The sequence below is a fragment of the Streptomyces viridochromogenes DSM 40736 genome (assembly GCF_000158955.1).
Taxonomy (GTDB): Bacteria; Actinomycetota; Actinomycetes; order Streptomycetales; family Streptomycetaceae; genus Streptomyces; species Streptomyces venetus.
Genome location: NZ_GG657757.1, coordinates 673,226 through 691,940, shown reverse-complemented (window position 1 = coordinate 691,940; position 18,715 = coordinate 673,226). Strand labels below are relative to the sequence as shown.

Here is an 18,715-nt window from a genome sequence, read left to right as displayed (position 1 = left end):
TGCAACGACCTGAATCACGGGTCGGCTGCCTCGTGGTCCAGGGGTGTGTCCGCGTCGGCGGGACTCGGGGCGGGCCGCTGTATGACCTCGGGCAGCGCCTGCTCGGCCCAGATCACCTTGCCCTGCGGGGTGTACCGGGTGCCCCAACGCTCAGCCATCTGCGACACCAGGAACAGGCCCCGGCCCCCCTCGTCCGTCGACGCGGCGTACCGCAGATGCGGTGAGGTGCTGCTGCTGTCAGCCACTTCGCAGATCAGCGTACGGTCGCGGATCAGCCGCACGTGGATCGGCCCGGAGCCGTAGCGGATGGCGTTGGTGATGAGCTCGCTCAGGATGAGCTCCATGGTGAAGCCGCACTCCGCGAGGCCCCAGGCTTCGAGCCTTTGGGACACGGCGTCGCGCATACCCGCGACGGCGGCGGGATCTGGTGGTACGTCCCAGTCGGCGATCCGGTCGGGCGGCAGTTGCCGCGTGCGGGCGACCAGCAGGGCGACGTCGTCCTTGGGGCGCCCGGGGAGCACCCTGTCCAGCACGTCCTGGCAGGTCTCCTCGGGCGGCCGGCCGGGGTGACCGGTCAGCGCATCGCGCAGGAGCCCCATTCCCACGTCCAGGTCGCGCTTGCGATCCTCGATGAGGCCGTCGGTGTACAGGACGAGCTGGGTCCCCTCGGCGAGGCACAGCTCCGCGGTCTGGAACGGCATGCCGCCGAGACCCAGGGGTGGACCGGCGGGCACGTCCGGGAAGGTGACCGTTCCGTCGGGCCCGACCAGCGCGGGCGCCAGATGCCCCGCCCGCGCCAAGACGTAGCGGCGCGTCACGGGGTCGTAGATCCCGTACAGGCAGGTGGCGCCCACGACGCCCGCTGCACTCTCCGCCGTCTCGTTCTGGTCGATGCTCCCGACCAGGTCGTCCAGGTGGCTCAGCAGCTCGTCGGGTGACAGATCGAGCGCGGAGAAGTTGTGGACCGCGGTGCGCAGCCGTCCCATCGTGGCGGCGGCGTGCAGGCCATGGCCGACCACATCGCCGACGGCCAGTGCCACCCGGCTCCCCGGCAGGGGAATCACGTCGAACCAGTCTCCGCCCACGCCCGACTGGGCGGGGAGGTAGCGGTAGGCGATGTCGAGGGCGTTCTGCTCGGGCATGGCCTGCGGCAGCAGGCTGCGCTGGAGGGTGACCGCCAGGGTGTGCTCGCGGGTGTAGCGGCGGGCATTGTCAATGCTGATCGCGGCACGGGCCACCAACTCCTCCGCCAGCGACACGTCCTCTTCGTTGAAGCGCTCATGCTGTTGCGTGCGCCAGAAGGTGGCCATTCCCAGCACGACGCCACGGGCCTGGATGGGGGCGGTGATGAGGGAGCGGATGCCGTAGTCGATGATCGCCTTGGCCCGCTCCGGGTCCTGCACGCGCCAGCCCGTGGCGGTCGGCAGATCGCTCACCAACTGGGAGTGGCCGCTGCCGTAGCCGCGTGCCTGGGGCGTGGAGGGAAGGTAGTCGAAGAGCCGGCCCTGTTCGGTGAGGGGATGGTTGTCCACGATGCCGGACACGGCCGCGCGTCGCATGTCCGTCCCCGTGGGGGCCGGCTCCTCGCCGTGCAGGACGGCGTCGGCCAGGTCCACGGTGACGAAGTCCGCGAAGCGGGGAATGGGGACCCGGGTCAACTCGTCGGCGGTGCGCAGCACGTCCAGGGTGGTACCGATGTGGAGTCCGGCGTCGTACAGCAGCCTGAGCCGCTCCCGTGCCACCTCCGCCCTGCCCGTCACCGCCTGCAGCTCGGTGGAGTCGCGCAGCGTCACCACCGTTTCCCTGGCGCCACCCTCGCGACCCGTGGGCCGCTGGTTGACCGCGATCAGCCGCTCTCCCGCGAGGTGCACCTCGTCGGTGGCCTCGCGCCCGGAGGTGAGCAGCGCCTTCATCTCGGGATCGAGTCCCGGCAGCTCCGAGACGAGCCGCCCCTCGATGTCCGGGGGAAGCTCCAGCAGCCGTCTGGCCTCGTCGTTCGCCAGCATCACCCGCCCGTCGGCGGCGACGATCAGCACCCCTTCCCGAACGGAGTGGAGCACTGTGTCGTGGTGCTGGTACATCAGGGTCATCTCGTCCGGGGCCAGGCTGTGTGTCTGCCGTCGCAACCGCCTGCCCAGCAGTGCCGTCACGCCGACGGACAACAAGAGCGCTCCGGCCCCCGCGCCCAGGATGATCGGTAGTTGCCGGGTCACCTGACTTTCGACGTTCTTGACCTTCATCCCGGCCGAGACGATCCCGACGACCTTGTTGCCGGGGTTCTTGATCGGCACCGTGGCCTGCACCTCGCGACCGAGCGGGCCGTCGACGCTCTCCACGTAGAGCTTCCCCGCCAGCGACGGTCCGATCTCGCCCACGAAGCGCTTTCCGATGCGGTCGGGCAAGGGGTGCGTGTACCGGATGCCCTTGGTGTCCATGACCACGATGAAGTCGACGTCGGCGGCCCGGCGTGCCGCTTCGGTGAGCGGCTGGAGGACCTTGGTCGGGTCCGGGGTCTGCAATGCCGCCAGGACACCCGGCGAGTGCGCGAAGGTCTGTGCCACGGCGGTGGAGCGGCGTCTTGCCTCGGCGCCGTTGTCCCGCTCCGACTGCAGAATGAGGGCGAAGACAGCGCAGGCTACGAGCAGCACCACCAGAGCGACCTGGAAAACCAACACCTGCCCGGCTACGCTCCGCGTGCTCTTGCCGATCAGCCGCTTAAACGACAGGCGTTGAAAACGGGCGAAAAGACTCGCCATGCGACCTTTTTAACACCGGTGATCCCAAGTGGCCAGGCCGCGCCCCATCCCTGTTCGGCGGGTATCGAACATGTGTACGGCGAGCCGTCCTCGCGTTCTCCACACCCAGGGAGATCGCCTTCAGGATACGGAGCACCCCGCGAGCTGCTCGACCAGCTGCACCTGGATCTGCTCCGGCACAGCGGCGGAAGGCTCGGTGACGACATCGCGGCCCTCGCGCTGAGACGCACCACAGCGCAGGATCGGGGAGCGGTCGGAGCCGGGGGCTGAAGGCACGCTGGCGGCGACGATGCTCAGTACGGTTCAAAGCGGGGGAGGGTCTGCGCGCACCAGATCGTCTTGCCGTCGGTGGTGTGCCGGGTGCCCCATCCCTGGGTGAGCTGGGCGACGAGCAACAGGCCCCGGCCGCCCTCGTCGAAGACGCGGGCCCGGCGCAGGTGGGGAGCGGTGTTGCTGGCGTCGGAGACCTCGCAGATCAGGGAGGTGTCGCGAATCAGTCGCAGCTTGATCGGCGGTTCGCCGTATCTGATGGCGTTGGTGACCAACTCGCTGACGACCAGCTCGGTGACGAAGGCGGCCTCCTCCAGACCCCAGGCGTCCACCTGGTCGACGGCGAACTTCCTGGCGTGCGGCACCTGCGCGGGGTCCGGCTCGACGTCCCAGTCGGCGACGTGCTGGGGAGCCAGCGCGTGCGTGCGAGCGAGCAGCAGGGCCGCGTCGTCCGTGCGGCGAAGGGGGAGCACCGCGTCGATCACCGTGTCGCAGAGGGCCTCCAGTGAGGTGGCCGACTGGTCCAGGACCCGACGCAGTTCGGCGATCCCCTTGTCGACATCGTGTGCGCGGCTGTCCAGCAGCCCGTCGGTGTAGAGGGCGAGCAGGCTGCCCTCGGGCAGTTCGAGCTCGGTGGCCTCGAACGGCAGCCCGCCGATGCCGAGCGGAGGTCCCGGCTGGGCGGTCACCGGGGTTCCGGTGCCGTCCGGGGAGATGATCAGCGGCAGGGGATGGCCGGCGCTCGCCAGCATGAACCGCCGGGACACCGGGTCGTAGACGGTGTACAGACAGGTGGCCCCGGTCTCGCCGGCCGGCTGGAAGTGACCGGTGGGCTGGAGGTCGCCGGCGAGGTGGAGGACCAGGTCGTCCAGGTGGGTGAGCAGTTCGTCCGGCGGCAGGTCCACGTCGGCGAGGGTGCGGACCGCCGTCCGCAGCCGGCCCATGCTGGCCGAGGCGTGCAGGCCGTGGCCGACGACGTCGCCGACGACCAGGGCGACCCGGGCGCCGGACAGCGCAATGACGTCGAACCAGTCACCGCCCACTTCCGCACCGGCCCCGCCGGGCAGGTAGCGGGATGCCACCTCGACCGCCTCATGGTTCGGCAGTCCTTGCGGCAGCAGGCTGCGTTGCAGGGTCAGCGCGGTCGTGCGCTCGCGCGAGTAGCGGCGGGCGTTGTCGATGGCGACGGCCGCCTTGGCGGTCAGCTCTTCGGCGAGGATCAGGTCGTCGGCGGTGAAGGCCTCGGGCCGGTCGAGCCGGGAGAAGGCGACGACCCCGAGCAGCGCGCCGCGCGCCCTCAGCGGCACGGTGATCCGGCCGGTCAGCCCGTCCGCGGCGATGGACCCGGCGATCACCGGGTTGCCCGGTGGCCAGTGGGCCGGGTCGGCGGCGAGCCCGGGCCCGAAGGCCCATTCGCCGCCCTGGCCGGGTTCGGCGGCGAGCTCGACCGTGGACCTGCCGGTGGCCATGCAGCGGGCGGCGACCGAACCGGGAGGGTGGCTGACCGGTGTCGTGGGCCCGGGAGCTCGGTCGGTGTCGTCCTGCGCGCTGTGCCGGGCGGCACGGCTCAGCACGATGGGCTCGCCGGAGGTGAGCGCGGACACGGAGGGTGGTTCCTCTCCGCGCAGCACCTCGTCGAAGAGATCCACGGTGACGAGGTCGGTGAATTCCGGCACCGGGGTGGTGGCCAGTTCCTGGGCGGTGCCGATCACGTCGAGTGTCCGGCCGATGCCGCCGCTGGCCTTGTTGAGGATGAGCAGGCGTTGCCGAGCCCAGTACTCGGCGCTCATGTCGAATCCCCAGTTGGCGATCGCGCGGACCCTGCCCCCGGCATCCCGGACGGGCCAGATGCTGGTGGCCCAGGCATTGGCGTAGTCACTGCCGCGAGGGCGGAAGACGGTGATGAGACGCGTGGGGTCGCCCGTCCTCGCCACTTCGGCGAGCGCGTCCGTGTAGGGCTTGTCGTCCCTCTCGGGAAACAGCGAGCGGTCGAATTCGGGAAGCACCTCGCGGTACTTCTTACCGAGCACCTGCTCCTCGGAGTGCGCGATCACCCGGCCCGAGGAGGCGTTGATCCACAGGAACCGCAGATCGGGGTCGTACACACCGAGCGCGAAGGGCGACTGCTCGAAGGCCCGGTCGGCGATCACCGGGCGTCTTCCCCAGCGCTGGACGGTCACCGCGTGACCCAGTGCCCGCCCGTCGGGGCCGGACAGCGGATGAGCCGTCACGACGGCGTCCACCGTGGAACCGTCCCGGCGGCGCAGGGGAACAGGTCCCGTGGGATCCGGGCCGGCGCCGTAGCCCTCGGGGAAGCCGGGTGGCGGGGGATCGACCAGCAGGTCGGTCACGGGGCGGCCGACGATGTCCTGCGCCGTCCAGCCCAGCAGCAGTCGACCGCCCTCGCTCCAGCCGGTCACCGTGCCTTCCGGGTCGACCACGGCAACGGCAGTGGGCTCATCCTGCTTGCCGGCCATCTCCACCGCCACGCCTCCGTCCGGACAGCCGTGCCCGTCAGGGCTGGTTTCCAGCGGCTGCTTCCAGCCTAGATGGGGCGCCGCCGCGCGGCGCTCCGGTGGGTGCGTTCGAGAAAGACGGGTCTGCGTCGTGGCGTATGTGGCCCATACATGGGATTTCATGCGATGCGGCGATGAACGCTTCCGAAGCGCTTCGACACGAAGGAAACGCCAGCACGACACCTCAGCCGACGCCCCCCGCCGGGCGTCCAGGTGCGCCATGAAGGGTTGACGCAATGACGCCGAACGTCGTCTCCATCTCCTCAGGACCTAGCCGGAGAAGCTTCCTCGCCTCCACGGCGGTCGCCACCGCGGCGGTGGCCGGCGAGATGCCGCTGCTCACCGCCTGCGGCGGATCGGACAGCGAGTCACGCGAGGGCACCGCCTCGGGCAAGGCACCATTCGTCCAGCGGCACTTCAAAAAGGGCATGCTCACCGGAGGCTGATCCGACCGCAGGGCCCAGGTCGGTACGCGTCCTTCTCAGGCGCGGTCGACCTCGGCCCGCGGAACGGTCTCGGATCAGTAGCCGTAGATCATCTTGTAGGCGACCTCCGGGAGGAACTGTCCTGCCGAGGAGCCGGTTCCCACGCCGCAGTTGCCGTCGGACTCGCCCGGAACCTTGATCCACAAGAGCATCTCGGCGCCTCCGCCCAGCCGGGTGGGGGTGCCTATGCGGCGGCCTGAAGGGTTGCACCACTGGCCGTTGGAGCCGTTTCCGTTGCGGCTGGTGTCCACGACGAACGGCTTGGTATAGCCGTACCGGGCGCTGAGTTCCCTGTTGACGGCGTCGCCGTACGCGGTGTTCTCGCCCGTGGTCAGGTAGTTGGAGACGTTGAGCGAGAAACCGTGGGCCTGTCGGACACCCGCTTCGTGGAGGCGCCGGGCCATGGTCGCCGCGCTCGCCCAGGCCGGGTTGCCGGCGTCGAGGTAGACCCAGGTGTTGGGAGCCTGACGGTTGAACTCGGTGAGCGCTCCGGTCAGCATGGCCTCGCGTTCGTCTATCTGGCCCTGGTTCATGCAGCCGTAGTCCCCGAGGGAGTCCGGTTCGAGGATGACGACGGCCGGGCGGCCGGCGATTCCGCCCGCGAACTGGGCGATCCAGTTCGCGTAGGCGGACGGCGAGGAGGCTCCGCCCGCGGAGTGCCCGCCGCAGTAGTCGCGGTTGTAGATGTTGTAGGCGACGAGGATGGGCAACTTGTCCCGGGCGTCCGCAGCACCCGCGTACGCGCCGGTGGCGGTGCCGATGGTGCCGCTCCAGGAGCCGAACCAGCGGGCCGTCGGGGTGTTGGCGATGGAGGCGTTGATCGCGGCCGCCCGGCCGTCACCGGGGTTGGCGGCGACCCACCGCTTCGCACTGGAGTCGGGGTCCGCGTAGAACCCGTTGGTCATGGTCGTCGGGTCGGCCGCGTGGGCGGCCGGGGCGGCGGCGAGCGCCAGTGGCAGTGAGCAGAGCGCTGCCACCAGGGCGAGGAGTCTGCGGCGCATGACGGTACCTCGGCTTTCTGACAGGGGTGCTTTCTGACAGGGGTGCGTCCGAAGGTCGGCGGCTAGCAGGGGAGCGCTCCCGTCGGGAGCGCTCCCATGGCACGGTCGGTCAGCAGGTCGAGTTGGTCTGGGTGAGGAGGGCGAGCCGCCAGGGGAGGAGGTTGTAGTCGCCGCTCGCGTTGGGGTTCATGCCCTGGTAGAGGTACTGGAGCCGGCAGGCGGGAATGGTCAGTGTCTGGTCGTAGCCGGCTCGGATCATCTCGCCGTGACTGATGTCCCGGGTCCAGGCGCCCGAGGGGAAGGAGACGTTGCTCGCCCGTGCGAACGGGTTGCTCTCCGATGAGGCCAGGGGTGCCCAGGAACCGGCGAGGCTGCCCGAGGTCCAGGACCGGAAGTAGCGTCGGCCGTCCGATCCGATGGCCTCGACGAGCAGCAGGTACTGGTTACTGCCCTGCACCTTGTAGACGTTGCTCGCTTCGAACATGGCGTACTTGGAGTCCTGTGCCGCGATGACGGTGTTGGTGAACCCGTTCGGGAACTGCCCGACCGTCGTCTGGGAGCGGTACAGGTGTCCGTTGTCGTCGGAGGAGAAGAGGTAGCAGTTGGCGCTGTCGCAGATCACCCACATGTCGACCCAGTAGCCGTTGCCGATGTTCTGCCGGATGATGTCCGGCATCGACGAGTAGAAGTTGCGCGGTGCGCTCCACCCGTTGGGGTTGCTGATGTCGGGGTTGGTCGAGTACGAGGCGTTGCCGGTCTGGTAGACGAGGTACCACAGGCGTTGCGGCGCGTAGTAGAAGACCTGCGGCGCGGCTCGGTAGCCGGACCCGATGGCGGTGCGGTCCAAGTAGTGGTGCGTGGCCGAGCCGGCCTGGGACCAGTCGCTGAAGTTCAGGTAGACCAGGTTGTAGCCGGAGGAACTGGCGGTGCTCGCGAACACGTGGTACTTGCCGTTGTACTGGACGACCGTCGGATCCTTGATCCCGGCGATGTTGTGGGTCGAGTCCGGCTTCGGCGAGATCAGCGGACCGCTGGAGCTCCACGAGTAACGGCTGGGCAGAGCGGCGGTGTTGGTGGCGCTGCGTGGTCCGGTGGGCGTGCCGCTGGTGACGGCGGGCGTGCTGCGGGTCGTGGGCGTACCGCCGAGCGTGGTCAGCACCGAGTTGTACGCCGGCTTCTTGTTGCCGTTGCGGTCGAACAGCAGCGGGTTCTCGCCGCTGCGCCAGGAGTCGCTGTCGCGGATGCCCCAGACCGTGATGCCGGTGCAGCGCGCGACGTTCATGCAGGCCCTGACCGTGTTCGCGTACGCGGTCGGCGACGCCTGTGCGATGTCCAGTTCGGTGATCTGGACATCCACGCCGAGGGCGGCGAAGCTCGACAGCGTCGTCTGGAAGCTGGCGGGCGGTCCTCCGGCGCCGAAGTGGGACTGGAGGCCGACGCAGTCGATGGGCACCCCGCGCGACTTGAAGTCGCGCACCATGCGGTAAACACCCTGGGTCTTGGCGTCGCTCCAGTTCTCGATGTTGTAGTCGTTGTAACAGAGCTTGGCCGCCGGGTCGGCCGACCGCGCTGTGCGGAACGCCTGCTCGATGAAGCCGGTGCCCAGCACGTCCCGGAAGACCGAGCTGCGCATCTGGCCGCTGCCGCCGTCCGCGAAGGCCTCGTTGACCACGTCCCAGGAGTGGATCCGGCTCTTGTAGCGGTTCATCACGGTGGTGATGTGGTTGTTCATCACGCCGCGCAGTGTGTTCGCGTCCCTGATGGAGCTGACCCAGCCGGGCAGTTGAGAGTGCCAGACCAGGGTGTGGCCGCGCAGGCGCTGGCCGCGGGCCTGCGCGCGGTTGGCGATCTGGTCGGCGGGGCCGAAATTGAACGAGCCGCGGGACGGTTCGGTCGTGTCCCACTTCATCTCGTTCTCGGGCGTGACCGAGTTGAACTCGCGGTCCAGGATCGAGGTGTACGTGCCGTCGCCGAGCCTTCCGGCGGCCACCGCGGTCCCGAAGTACCGTCCGGACTGGGCGGCTTGTGCGCCGAGGGTGGAGGCCCGGACGGCATCGGGTGCGGCGGTCGCGGCCACTGGCGTCACCAGGGCGGCCGTGGCCACGAGGGCCAACAGCGAGGCTCGGCGTCGGCCGGAGTGTTTCAGAGGGTTCATGGTTCTCCTCTACGGCACGCGTTGATGTGGGCATGACAGATCTGCGTGTGTCGTTCCCCTTGGATGCCCGCTGCGGCTCCATCGGGTTCGCGATTTCGAACATGGATCGGTGCGTCGGGCATTCTGGATGATAGGAGGTCGACGGACCGCGTCAATCCCTCCCGCATGATTCGCTAAAAAGACCGAAACATTCGAAGCCCCATTGGGCTGGATGTGGGCGGTCGGTCAGGGGGGTGTGTCGGATGGTGTTGACATGCTTGGGGGTCTCTCTAGGATGCGTGACGCTTTGACTTTCCGAATGGCTTTCGAAAATTGGACCCAGAGCGTCCCTCTCGAAATGTCATGCACGTGACATGAAGGAGCCTCCGTGCCCAGACGATCAGCCAGGCGACTGCTCCACCTCCTCGCGGCCGTCGTGATGACGGTCGCCGCGACCGTCACGGCCGCTGCCCACTCCACAGCTTCCGTCGCGCCCGGCAGTCCGGCGCTCACTCCACCGCTCGGATGGAACAGCTGGAACAGCTTCGGGTGCGGGATCACCGAAGCCCAGGTGCGCCAGGCCGCCGACGCCATGGTGTCCTCCGGCATGCGCGACGCCGGCTACCGGTATGTGGTGGTCGACGACTGCTGGTTCGACCCGCAGCGTGACGCGGCAGGCAACCTGCGGGCCAACCCGACGAAGTTTCCCGGCGGGATGAAGGCGCTCGGGGACTACATCCACGGCAAGGGCCTGAAGTTCGGCATCTACCAGGTGCCGGGCGAACGCACCTGCGCCCAGACCAGCGGGGCCTATCCGGGGTCGACGGGCAGCAGGGGGCACGAGGCCCAGGACGCCGCCACGTTCGCCTCGTGGGGCGTCGACTACCTCAAGTACGACTGGTGCTCCTCCAGCGGCACCCGCGACGAGCAGGTCGCGCGGTTCACGCTGATGCGCGACGCCCTGCGCGCCACCGGGCGGCCGATCGTCTACAGCATCAACCCCAACAGCTTCCACGCCATCACCGGCGACACGTACAACTGGGGCGAGGTCGCCGACCTGTGGCGGACGACCGAGGACCTGCTCGACATCTGGCAGAACGGCAACACCAACAGCTATCCGATGGGCGTGGGCAACGTCCTGGACGTCACCGCGCCGCTGGCGGCACAGTCGGGCCCGGGGCACTGGAACGACCCCGACATGCTGGTCGTCGGCCGTCCCGGCCTGTCACTGACCGAGTCCCGCTCCCACTTCGCCCTCTGGGCGCTGCTGGCAGCCCCGCTCATGGCCGGCAACGACATCCGCACCATGTCCGCCGACGTGAGCGCGATCCTGCGCAACCCGCGTCTGCTGGCGGTGAACCAGGATCCGCTGGGCGCCGGCGGACGCAGGGTGCGCGACGACGGCGGCACCGAGGTGTTCGCCAAGCCGCTGTCCGACGGCTCGGTCGCGGTCGGCCTGTTCAACCGGGGAGGCGACACGGCCACGGTCAGCGCCACGGCCGCCCAAGTCGGCCTGTCCGGCGGGCCGTTCACCCTCACCGACCTGTGGACCGGTGGCACGTCCAGTACGTCCGGGCAGATCTCGGCGAGCGTCCCCGCGCATGGCGTCGCCGTCTTCCGGGTCAGCGGTGGCAGCCCGCTCGCCGCCACCACCTCCCGGCTGCGCGGCACCGCGTCCGGCCGCTGCGTGGACGTGGACAAGGCCTCCACCGCGGCCGGGGCCACGGCACTGCTCTGGGACTGCCACACGGCCGCCAACCAGCTGTGGACCACATGGGCCGGAGGCGAGATCCGCGTCTTCGGCGACAAGTGCCTGGACGCCTACAACCAGGGCACCACCGACGGCACCCGGGTCATCACCTGGCCCTGCAACGGTCAGAACAACCAGAAGTGGACCGTCGGCTCCGACGGGTCGATCCGCAACGTCCACGCCGGGCTGTGCCTCGACGTCAACGGGGCCGGCACCGCCGGCGGAACCCCACTGGTCCTGAGGCCCTGCAACGGTCAGGCCAGCCAGAAGTGGACCCGCGCGTGAACAACCGCGGCTTCAGCAGAGGAGTTTCAGGATGACGAGGACAAGGTCCCTCTTATGCACCGCCGTGGTCGCGATGCTGGTCGCCCTGAGCATGGGAGGCACGGCACTGGGCCACGGCCGGGGCCGGCCAGACGTCCGGGGCCGTGGCCGCGATGGCGTGCGGGTTGCCGTATGTCCTTCATGCTTACCTTTCGTTCGCTCGTAGGGGCGTGGGATTCAGCCGTCGAGGGCCTCGTAGTCGAACCAGTCGAAGTGGACGGTGCCTGCCGTGGCGTACAGGCCGATGACCCGGCCGGTGAAGCCGCCGGCGACCTCCGTCGACAGGTAGCGGCCGTCGAGGGCCGCGAGCTCGGTGAACGTTCCGTCCGGGGCTTCGAACCCGAGCGAGACGACGTCGGGTCCGGTGCAGGGCCCGTGCGGTGACGGCGGGTCGGTGACGGCGACGGCAAGGGTCACCGGCCCGGCGGGCACGGACTGGGCGGCCACGACCGTGCGCAGGGATCCGACGCGCGCGATCACCCGCACCTCCGCGCCACACGCCTCGATCGCGTAGTGGTGCCGCTCGTCCAGCCGTACGGCGAGTCCGCCGCGCCCCTGCCCCGCGTCGACCAGGGTGCGCGCCCGGCACGAGAAGTGCCGCTGACGTCGGCCCGTGAACACCACATCGGGCTCGTCCAGGGAGGCGCCCCGCGCGCGGAGCGTCAGCCAGCCGGGGCGCTCCTTGGTGGTGCAGAGCTCGGCGGGGCGGTCCCGCACGGAGATCCAGGTCGGCCCGAGTTCGCTGAGCTCGAAGTCGTCGCGCCCTTCGTCGACGGGTCCGGGGGTGAGCGGCCAGGGGAGCGCGGACAGGTCCAGGGCGACCTCGCCGACGACCGGCCAGTCGTTCTCCCAGGTCACGGGCGCGAGGAAGGTCTCCCGGCCGAGCACGTGCCAGCCGGGGGTGCCGCCGCGCGGTCGTACGCCGAGGAACACCATCCACCATGAGCCGTCGGGGCCTTGGACCAGGTCCCCGTGCCCGGTGTTCTGGACCGGATGGTCGGTGCCGCGGTGGGTGAGGATCGGGTTGGCCGGATGCGGTTCGAACGGACCGGTCGGCGTACGGCCGCGGGCGATCGACACGCCGTGGCCGCGCTCCGTGCCGCCCTCGGCGATGAGCAGGTACCAGTAGTCGCCGACCCGGTACAGGTGCGGCGCCTCCGGGGCCTTCGCGCCGGGGCCGCCGGACCAGAGCCTGTGCGGTGTGCCGTACGTCTGTCCGGTGGACGGGTCGATCCGGACCTGTGACACCCCGGCGACCGTGCACCAGCACGTGCCGTCCTCGTCCCAGGCCAGATCGGGATCGATGCCGGGCACGCCCGGTGCCCGGATGGGGTCCGACCACGGCCCCGCGGGGTCGGTGGCCGTGAGGATCAGGTTGCCACCGCCCTCGCTGCAATTGGTGACGATCAGCCAGAAGCGGCCGTCGTGGTGGCGCAGCGTGGGGGCGTAGATCCCGCCGGACGACGGCATGGAGGCCGGCAGACGCAACTGCTCCGGCCGGTCCAGGGCGTTGCCGATCTGCCGCCAGTGCACCAGGTCACGGCTGTGGAAGAGGGGTACGCCGGGGAAGTACTCGAAGCTGGAGCAGGCGAGGTAGTAGTCGTCGCCGACACGGCAGATGCTCGGGTCGGGGTGGAACCCGGGGAGCACGGGGTTGGTGGCATGGGCGGGCGGGTTCTGAGCGGGCACCCTCGGTCGTCCTTTCGTCGGATGGGTGGGTGGCGGGGTCGGCGCTCAGGGAGCGTCCGGCGCCTCATGGCCCGTCGGCCGCTCACCGCGCAGAAGGCCCTTTCTCACGGAGTGTCGAAGCGCTTCACCACGACGTGGAAGTTAACGGACTCGTTTCGTGCGAAACAAGGGGAAAGACGCGAAGAAAGTTTCCTCCCCCTGGTTCATTGACAGCCTGTCAGCCGCAAGGTCAGCGTCGATGCGCTTCGACAATCACCCTGCACCCGCCATCTACGGAATGCTGGTCCCCGGCCGAGGCACCGGATCGGCACGCCAGGGTTCGGAGTCTGCGGCGGACGCGGAACAGCCCACCGCCGCCCGGTCGGCTGGAAGCGGAATCCGGGCGGCGATGGGCTGAGCAGGGGGGAAGGAATCAGAGGGCCGTGAAGGCCCACAGTAGGTTGGTGCTGCTGCCGTACGTCCACTGCTTGGTGACGGAGCCCGAATCGACGTTGCCGCCGCCGTCGAGGACCAGGCCGGTGGTGCGGTTGGCGATCGAGTAGCGGTCGCCGCCGCGGTGGACGATCTTCCACTGCTGGTTGCTGCCGCCGTTCCAGGGCGCCTGCCGGGCCGGAGAGCCGTCGGCGGTGGCGCCCCAGCCGTCGGCCACCATGCCGTTGGTGCGGTTGACCAGCCGGTAGTAGCCGCCTTCGACCGGCTCGGCGTGCCACTGCAGGTTGGAGCTGCCGTCCCAGGTCCACTGCTTGAGGTTGGACCCGGAGCCCACACTGCCGCCGCTGTCCAGGGCGAGTCCGTTGGTGGCGTTGGTGACCCGGAAATACGTCGCCGGGTTGAACTGGACCCTCAGCGAGGTGATCTGGTCATTGTTGCCGGTGGCCCGCAGGTCGGGGTTCTCGGCGGTGAACGTCCAAGACGTGCCGCTGAAGTCGTCCCCGGAGTAGCCGATCACCTGGTAGCCGGGGGCCGTCCGGAGGGAGGACAGGGTGCGCGCGCCGAGTCCGGCCGCGGTCAGGTCGGCCGCGGTGTAGTCGCCGACCGTGAACACGCCCGCCTTGCCGGTGTAGTTGACGTCCCCGAAGCCGACGGCTCCGGCGAGCGGCCGCAGCCCCGGGATCGTGCCGGAGAAGGTCAGCTTCAGGACGTAGGCGTTCGCGCTGTACGGCGTTGAGGACGGCAGGGTGACCGTCAGGCCGGAGGAGCTCTGGGACGGTGCGGGCAGGTCGATGTAGGTGCCGGCGGTGGAGCCGAGGAGCTTGACCGAGCTCAGCGACGAGAGGTTGATCCGGTCCGAGCTGAGGGTCTTGATCGTCAGTGAGCTGCCGGGCCAGCCCAGGACGGTGGCGTACAGGACGTTGCCGGCCTTGTTGCGGGTGAAGCGGATGTCCTGCGGAGTACCGGCGTGCGGGGTGGTGAACGAGCCGCCCCCCATCTTCGTCGGGCCCTCGCCGTACTCGGTCCAGGCGCGGGTCGCGTACACCGACTCGCCGAAGCGCTTCAGATGGTCGCCGATGCCGAGCAGGATGTCCTTCTGCGCCTGGGGGATGGTGCCGTCGGCCATCGGTGCGATGTTCAGCAGTACGTTGCCGTTCTTGCTGACCCGGTCGAGGAACGAGTGCAGCATCTGCTGGAGCGTGTAGTAGCCGATGCCCTGGGTGTAGCACCAGCTGCTGCTGGAGATGCTGTCGTCGGTCAGCCAGTACGGCGTGGTGATGTCGGCCGGGCCGCCGCGCTCGTAGTCGAAGACCTCGCCCTTGCCGTTCATGCCGTCCTTGTACGTGGCGACGACCTCACGTCCCCAACTGCCCGCCTGGTTGTAGTAGTAGGCCAGGAAGTTCAGGCGCTGCTGTTCGTCGACGGCGTTCAGGTTGAAGTCCTGCCACAGGATGTCGGGCTGGGCGCGGTCGATGACCTCCTTGAGCTTGTCGAACCAGAGCTGGTTCTCCGCGGCCGGGCCCAGTTGCCCGTAGAGCTTCTTGAGGCTGGGGTCCGTCTGGGCGGGGGCGTGCTCGTAGAAGCCGGTGTAGTTGTACGCGTGGTGCATGGCCACCAGCAGCTTGAGGTTCTTGGCGCGGATGGCCGTGGAGAAGAGCCGCAGCAGGTCGAGCCCCGGCCCCTTGTCCACCGAGTTCCACTCGTTGACCTGGCTGTCCCACATGGAGAAGCCGTCATGGTGCTCGGCGACCGGGCCGGCGAACCTGGCGCCGGCGTCGACGAACAGTTGCACCCACTCTTCGGGGTCGAACTTCCCGCCGGCCGACTTCAGCTTCGGCGCGAACTTCACGACGTTGCCCGCCAGGTCCCGCGCTCCGTCGATGAAGTTGTGGTACGGCCATGCCGACGGCTGACCGTAGGTCGCGATGTGGTGCTTGTTGGCGTTGCTGCCCGCCTGGTACATGTTCCGCGGGTACCACTCGTTGTCGTAGGCGGGGACGCTGAAGGCGCCCCAGTGGAAGTAGATCCCGAACTTCGCGTCCTGGAACCACTCCGGGGCGGGCGGATGCCGGTCGACCGAGTTCCAGTCGGGCGTGTAGGTGCTGGGCGCCGCATGGGCGATGCCGGAACCGAGCGCACCTGCGGCAACGGCCGCCGCGGCCACGCTGGTGGCACCGGCCAGGAAGTGGCGTCTGTTGAGCGAACTCGACATGGAGAGACATCCCTGGTGCAGGAGGGGACAGGGGGGCTGCAAGGGGACACGGGGCGGCTAGCTGCTGTGCACAGAGTGCCGCTTGTTACGCATGAAGGTCTGCCATGTCTCCCTGAAATGTCAACCAGTGTGCAGGGATGAAAAGCACCTTTCAGCTGGGCGTTTGAGGCCGTTTAGATCGTGTATGAGCCGATTCCTGACCGTCCAAACATGGCATGTCTGGCAGTGTCTCGCGGTTGCCTCGGGTCGTCGAGTGGTGAAGGTTGATGGGATGGATCTTGCCTGGGTTTCAAAAGCGCCGGCATCCGGGCGTCCGTTGAGCTGGAGCTTCGATACGGATACCGACAAGGCTCTGGACAGCCTCCGGAGGCCCGCTTATAAACATCCCATCTCTGCCGCACCGGCGATACGCAGATGTCGTCGAGGCGAAACAACTCCCGCTACGGGACCGGCGCGAGGAAGCACCGATGAGACTCAGAACCGCCCTCTGTTCCGCTGTCTCCGCCCTCTCCGCAATGGCGCTGCTCAGCGCCTGCGGCGGCTCCAGCACCTCGGCGTCATCGAGTGGCGCGCCGTTGGTCGGCGTCGACTATCCGCGCTCCGACACCGACTTCTGGAACTCCTACATCAAGTACACGCCCCAGTACGCCAAGGAGCTGAGGCTGGACCTGAAGACCACCAACTCGCAGAACGAGGTCGCCAAGCTGACCGCCAACGCGCAGACGTTCATCAGCCAGGGCGTCAAGGGCCTCGCGATGGCCCCGCAGGACACCGCGGCCATCGCGCCCACGCTCGCGCAGCTCGAGGCGAAGAAGATCCCCGTCGTCACCGTCGACACCCGCCCCGACACCGGCAGGGTGTTCATGGTCGTGCGCGCCGACAACCGCGCCTACGGCGAGAAGGCCTGCCATTACCTCGGCACCAAGCTCGGCGGCAGAGGCAAGGTCGTCATGCTCCAGGGCGACCTGTCCTCCATCAACGGCCGGGACCGCACCGAGGCGTTCAACGACTGCATGCAGAAGAAGTACCCGGACATCAAGGTGTTAGGCGAGGCCACCAACTGGGACGGTGCGGTCGCCGCCCAGAAGCTTCAGACGGACCTGACCGCCCACCCGGACATCAAGGGCATCTACATGCAGTCCAGCTTCGCCCTGTCCGGCACGCTCCAAGCCCTCAAGCAGAAGGGCCTGCTCGTCGACCCGAAGGACAAGAAGCACGTCTTCGTCGTCTCCAACGACGGCATCCCCGAGGAGCTCAGGTCCATCACCGAAGGCAAGGTCGACGCCACCGTCTCCCAGCCGGCCGACCTCTACTCCAAGTACGCCCTGTACTACCTGAGGGCCGCGATCGACGGGAAGACGTTCAAGCCCGGCAAGACCGACCACGACAGCACCATCATCCAGGTCCGCGACGGCCTGCTGGAGGACCAGCTCTCCGCCCCGCTCGTCACCGCCGACGGCGGCACCTACGGCGGCGTCCCCAGCGTCAAGAGCGACGACAAGTCGCTGTGGGGCAACAACCTCGGCTGATGCTCCAGTCCGTCCGGTACGGCAACGGCTCACCCACACAAGGCGGTTGAGATGAGCGACGGGGAGCGAACAGTCAGCCCCGCGCCCGCGCCGGTGGACGACGGACGGGTCCCCTCCGACCCGCCCGTCGTCGAGGCTACGGGCATAGTCAAACGATTTGGCCCGACGGTGGCCCTGAACGGCGCCCGGATGACCATCAGGCCCGGTGAGACCCACGCACTCGTCGGCCGCAACGGAGCAGGCAAGTCGACCCTCGTGTCGGTCCTCACCGGCCTGCAGGCGCCCGACGAGGGCACGGTCACCTTCGGCGGTGAGCCCGCTCCCCGGGTCACCGACCGGGACGCGTGGCGTCGGCGCGTGGCGTGCGTCTACCAGAAGTCGACGATCATCCCCACGCTGACCGTCGCCGAGAACCTCTTCCTGAACCGGCACGACCATGGGCGGAGCCGGCTCATCAGCTGGCAGGCCACGCGCCGCCGCGCACAGGATGTGCTGTCGACCTGGGCGGTGGACGTCGACCCGCAGGCCCCGGCCGGTGACCTGAGCGTCGAGCAGCGGCAGTTCGTCGAGATCGCCCGGGCGCTGTCCTTCGGGGCGCGGTTCATCATCCTCGACGAGCCGACCGCCCAGCTCGACGCGGCGGCCATCAACCGCCTCTTCGACCGCATCCGCGACCTGCAACGCCAGGGTGTCACCTTCCTGTTCATCAGCCACCACCTGCAGGAGATCTACGAGATCTGCGACATGGTGACGGTGTTCCGGGACGCCCGGCACATCGTGACCGCGCCGGTCGCGGAGCTCCCCCGCGCCGACCTCGTCGCCGCCATGACCGGCGAGGCGGCGGCCGACCGGCGCGGGGAACGGGCCGGCACCCTCGACCCCGGCGCCACGGCCGCACTGAGCGTCAGCGCACTGCGCGGCGACGCCTATCACGACGTCAGCTTCCGGATCGGGGCCGGCGAGATCGTCGGCCTCGCGGGCGCCGCCGGCAGCGGGCGCACCGAGGTCGCCGAGACCGTCGTAGGGCTGCGGACGGCGACGGCGGGCGAGGTGGAGATCGCCGGCCACCGGCCCCGGCCCGGCAGCGTGCCCGCGGCGCTCGCCGCAGGCGCCGGATTCGTCCCCCAGGACCGGCACCACCAGGGCTTCGTCCCCGACATGTCGATCGCGGACAACGCCACCCTGTCCGTGCCCCGCAGGCTCGGACCCAACGGGTTCCTCAGCCGCGGCCGCCGGGACCGGATCGCCCGGAGCCTGATCGAGAACCTCGCGATCAAGACCCCCGGTCCCGAACTGCCCGTCTCCGCGCTGTCCGGAGGCAACCAGCAGAAGGTCGTCATGGCCCGCGCCCTGGCCGACGACCCCCGGCTGCTGGTCCTCATCAACCCCACCGCGGGCGTGGACGTGCGCTCCAAGGAGTTCCTCCTCGGCAAGGTCCAGGAGACCGCGGAGACCGGCACCGGAGTGCTCATCGCCTCCGACGAACTCGACGACCTGCGCATGTGCGACCGGGTCCTGGTGATGTTCCAGGGCCGTGTGACATCGGAGATCGCCCGCGGCTGGCACGACCACGATCTCGTGGCCGCGATGGAAGGAGTGGACCTGCATGCCTGAGGT

General features: G+C 69.1%; 10 protein-coding genes and 1 pseudogene. 4 read left to right on the top strand and 7 right to left on the bottom strand.

The window, feature by feature from the left end; translation table 11 throughout:
- Window positions 1-14: 14 nt before the first annotated feature.
- From SSQG_RS03135 to SSQG_RS03130, 3 genes are all read right to left on the bottom strand, one after another.
- A complete protein-coding gene (locus SSQG_RS03135; RefSeq protein ID WP_078506785.1) occupies window positions 15-2,756 on the bottom strand; it encodes a SpoIIE family protein phosphatase/ATP-binding protein in 2,742 nt (913 codons plus the stop codon).
- Window positions 2,757-2,876: 120 nt separating this feature from the next.
- A complete protein-coding gene (locus SSQG_RS43855) occupies window positions 2,877-3,032 on the bottom strand; it encodes a hypothetical protein (RefSeq protein WP_158680989.1) in 156 nt (51 codons plus the stop codon).
- A gap of 17 nt (window positions 3,033-3,049) precedes the next feature.
- The gene (locus tag SSQG_RS03130) at window positions 3,050-5,503 is read right to left on the bottom strand and encodes a SpoIIE family protein phosphatase (protein WP_003988237.1); all 2,454 of its coding nucleotides are present in this window, start codon (window positions 5,501-5,503) and stop codon (window positions 3,050-3,052) included.
- Window positions 5,504-5,778: 275 nt separating this feature from the next.
- On the opposite strand from SSQG_RS03130, the pseudogene SSQG_RS03125 reads away from it, so the two are divergent.
- Window positions 5,779-5,940 (top strand): annotated as a pseudogene (locus tag SSQG_RS03125) (twin-arginine translocation signal domain-containing protein); the annotation flags it as partial.
- Between the two features lie 122 nt (window positions 5,941-6,062).
- Here SSQG_RS03125 and SSQG_RS03120 read toward each other — a convergent pair.
- On the bottom strand, window positions 6,063-7,028 hold the full coding sequence (locus tag SSQG_RS03120; RefSeq protein WP_039931847.1) for a glycoside hydrolase family 6 protein: 966 nt from the start codon (window positions 7,026-7,028) through the stop codon (window positions 6,063-6,065).
- Between the two features lie 109 nt (window positions 7,029-7,137).
- Window positions 7,138-9,183, bottom strand: coding sequence for a non-reducing end alpha-L-arabinofuranosidase family hydrolase (locus SSQG_RS03115; protein WP_039931846.1), 2,046 nt, complete (start codon window positions 9,181-9,183; stop codon window positions 7,138-7,140).
- A 418-nt stretch (window positions 9,184-9,601) separates the two neighbouring features.
- Between SSQG_RS03115 and SSQG_RS03110 the strand changes: the two genes are divergently transcribed.
- On the top strand, window positions 9,602-11,197 hold the full coding sequence (locus SSQG_RS03110) for a glycoside hydrolase family 27 protein (RefSeq protein WP_003988233.1): 1,596 nt from the start codon (window positions 9,602-9,604) through the stop codon (window positions 11,195-11,197).
- 216 nt (window positions 11,198-11,413) lie between these two features.
- Here SSQG_RS03110 and SSQG_RS03105 read toward each other — a convergent pair whose 3' ends face one another.
- The gene (locus SSQG_RS03105; protein WP_003988232.1) at window positions 11,414-12,925 is read right to left on the bottom strand and encodes a glycoside hydrolase family 43 protein; all 1,512 of its coding nucleotides are present in this window, start codon (window positions 12,923-12,925) and stop codon (window positions 11,414-11,416) included.
- Between the two features lie 412 nt (window positions 12,926-13,337).
- Window positions 13,338-15,569: an alpha-L-fucosidase gene (locus SSQG_RS03100; protein WP_003988231.1), complete on the bottom strand. Its 2,232-nt coding sequence runs from the start codon at window positions 15,567-15,569 to the stop codon at window positions 13,338-13,340.
- Window positions 15,570-16,036: 467 nt separating this feature from the next.
- Between SSQG_RS03100 and SSQG_RS03095 the strand changes: the two genes are divergently transcribed.
- Together SSQG_RS03095 and SSQG_RS03090 are read left to right on the top strand one after the other, a co-directional pair.
- Window positions 16,037-17,098 (top strand): sugar ABC transporter substrate-binding protein, encoded by a 1,062-nt coding sequence (locus SSQG_RS03095; RefSeq protein ID WP_003988230.1) that lies wholly within the window; start codon window positions 16,037-16,039, stop codon window positions 17,096-17,098.
- A gap of 51 nt (window positions 17,099-17,149) precedes the next feature.
- On the top strand, window positions 17,150-18,712 hold the full coding sequence (locus SSQG_RS03090) for a sugar ABC transporter ATP-binding protein (RefSeq protein WP_003988229.1): 1,563 nt from the start codon (window positions 17,150-17,152) through the stop codon (window positions 18,710-18,712).
- Window positions 18,713-18,715: the final 3 nt, after the last annotated feature.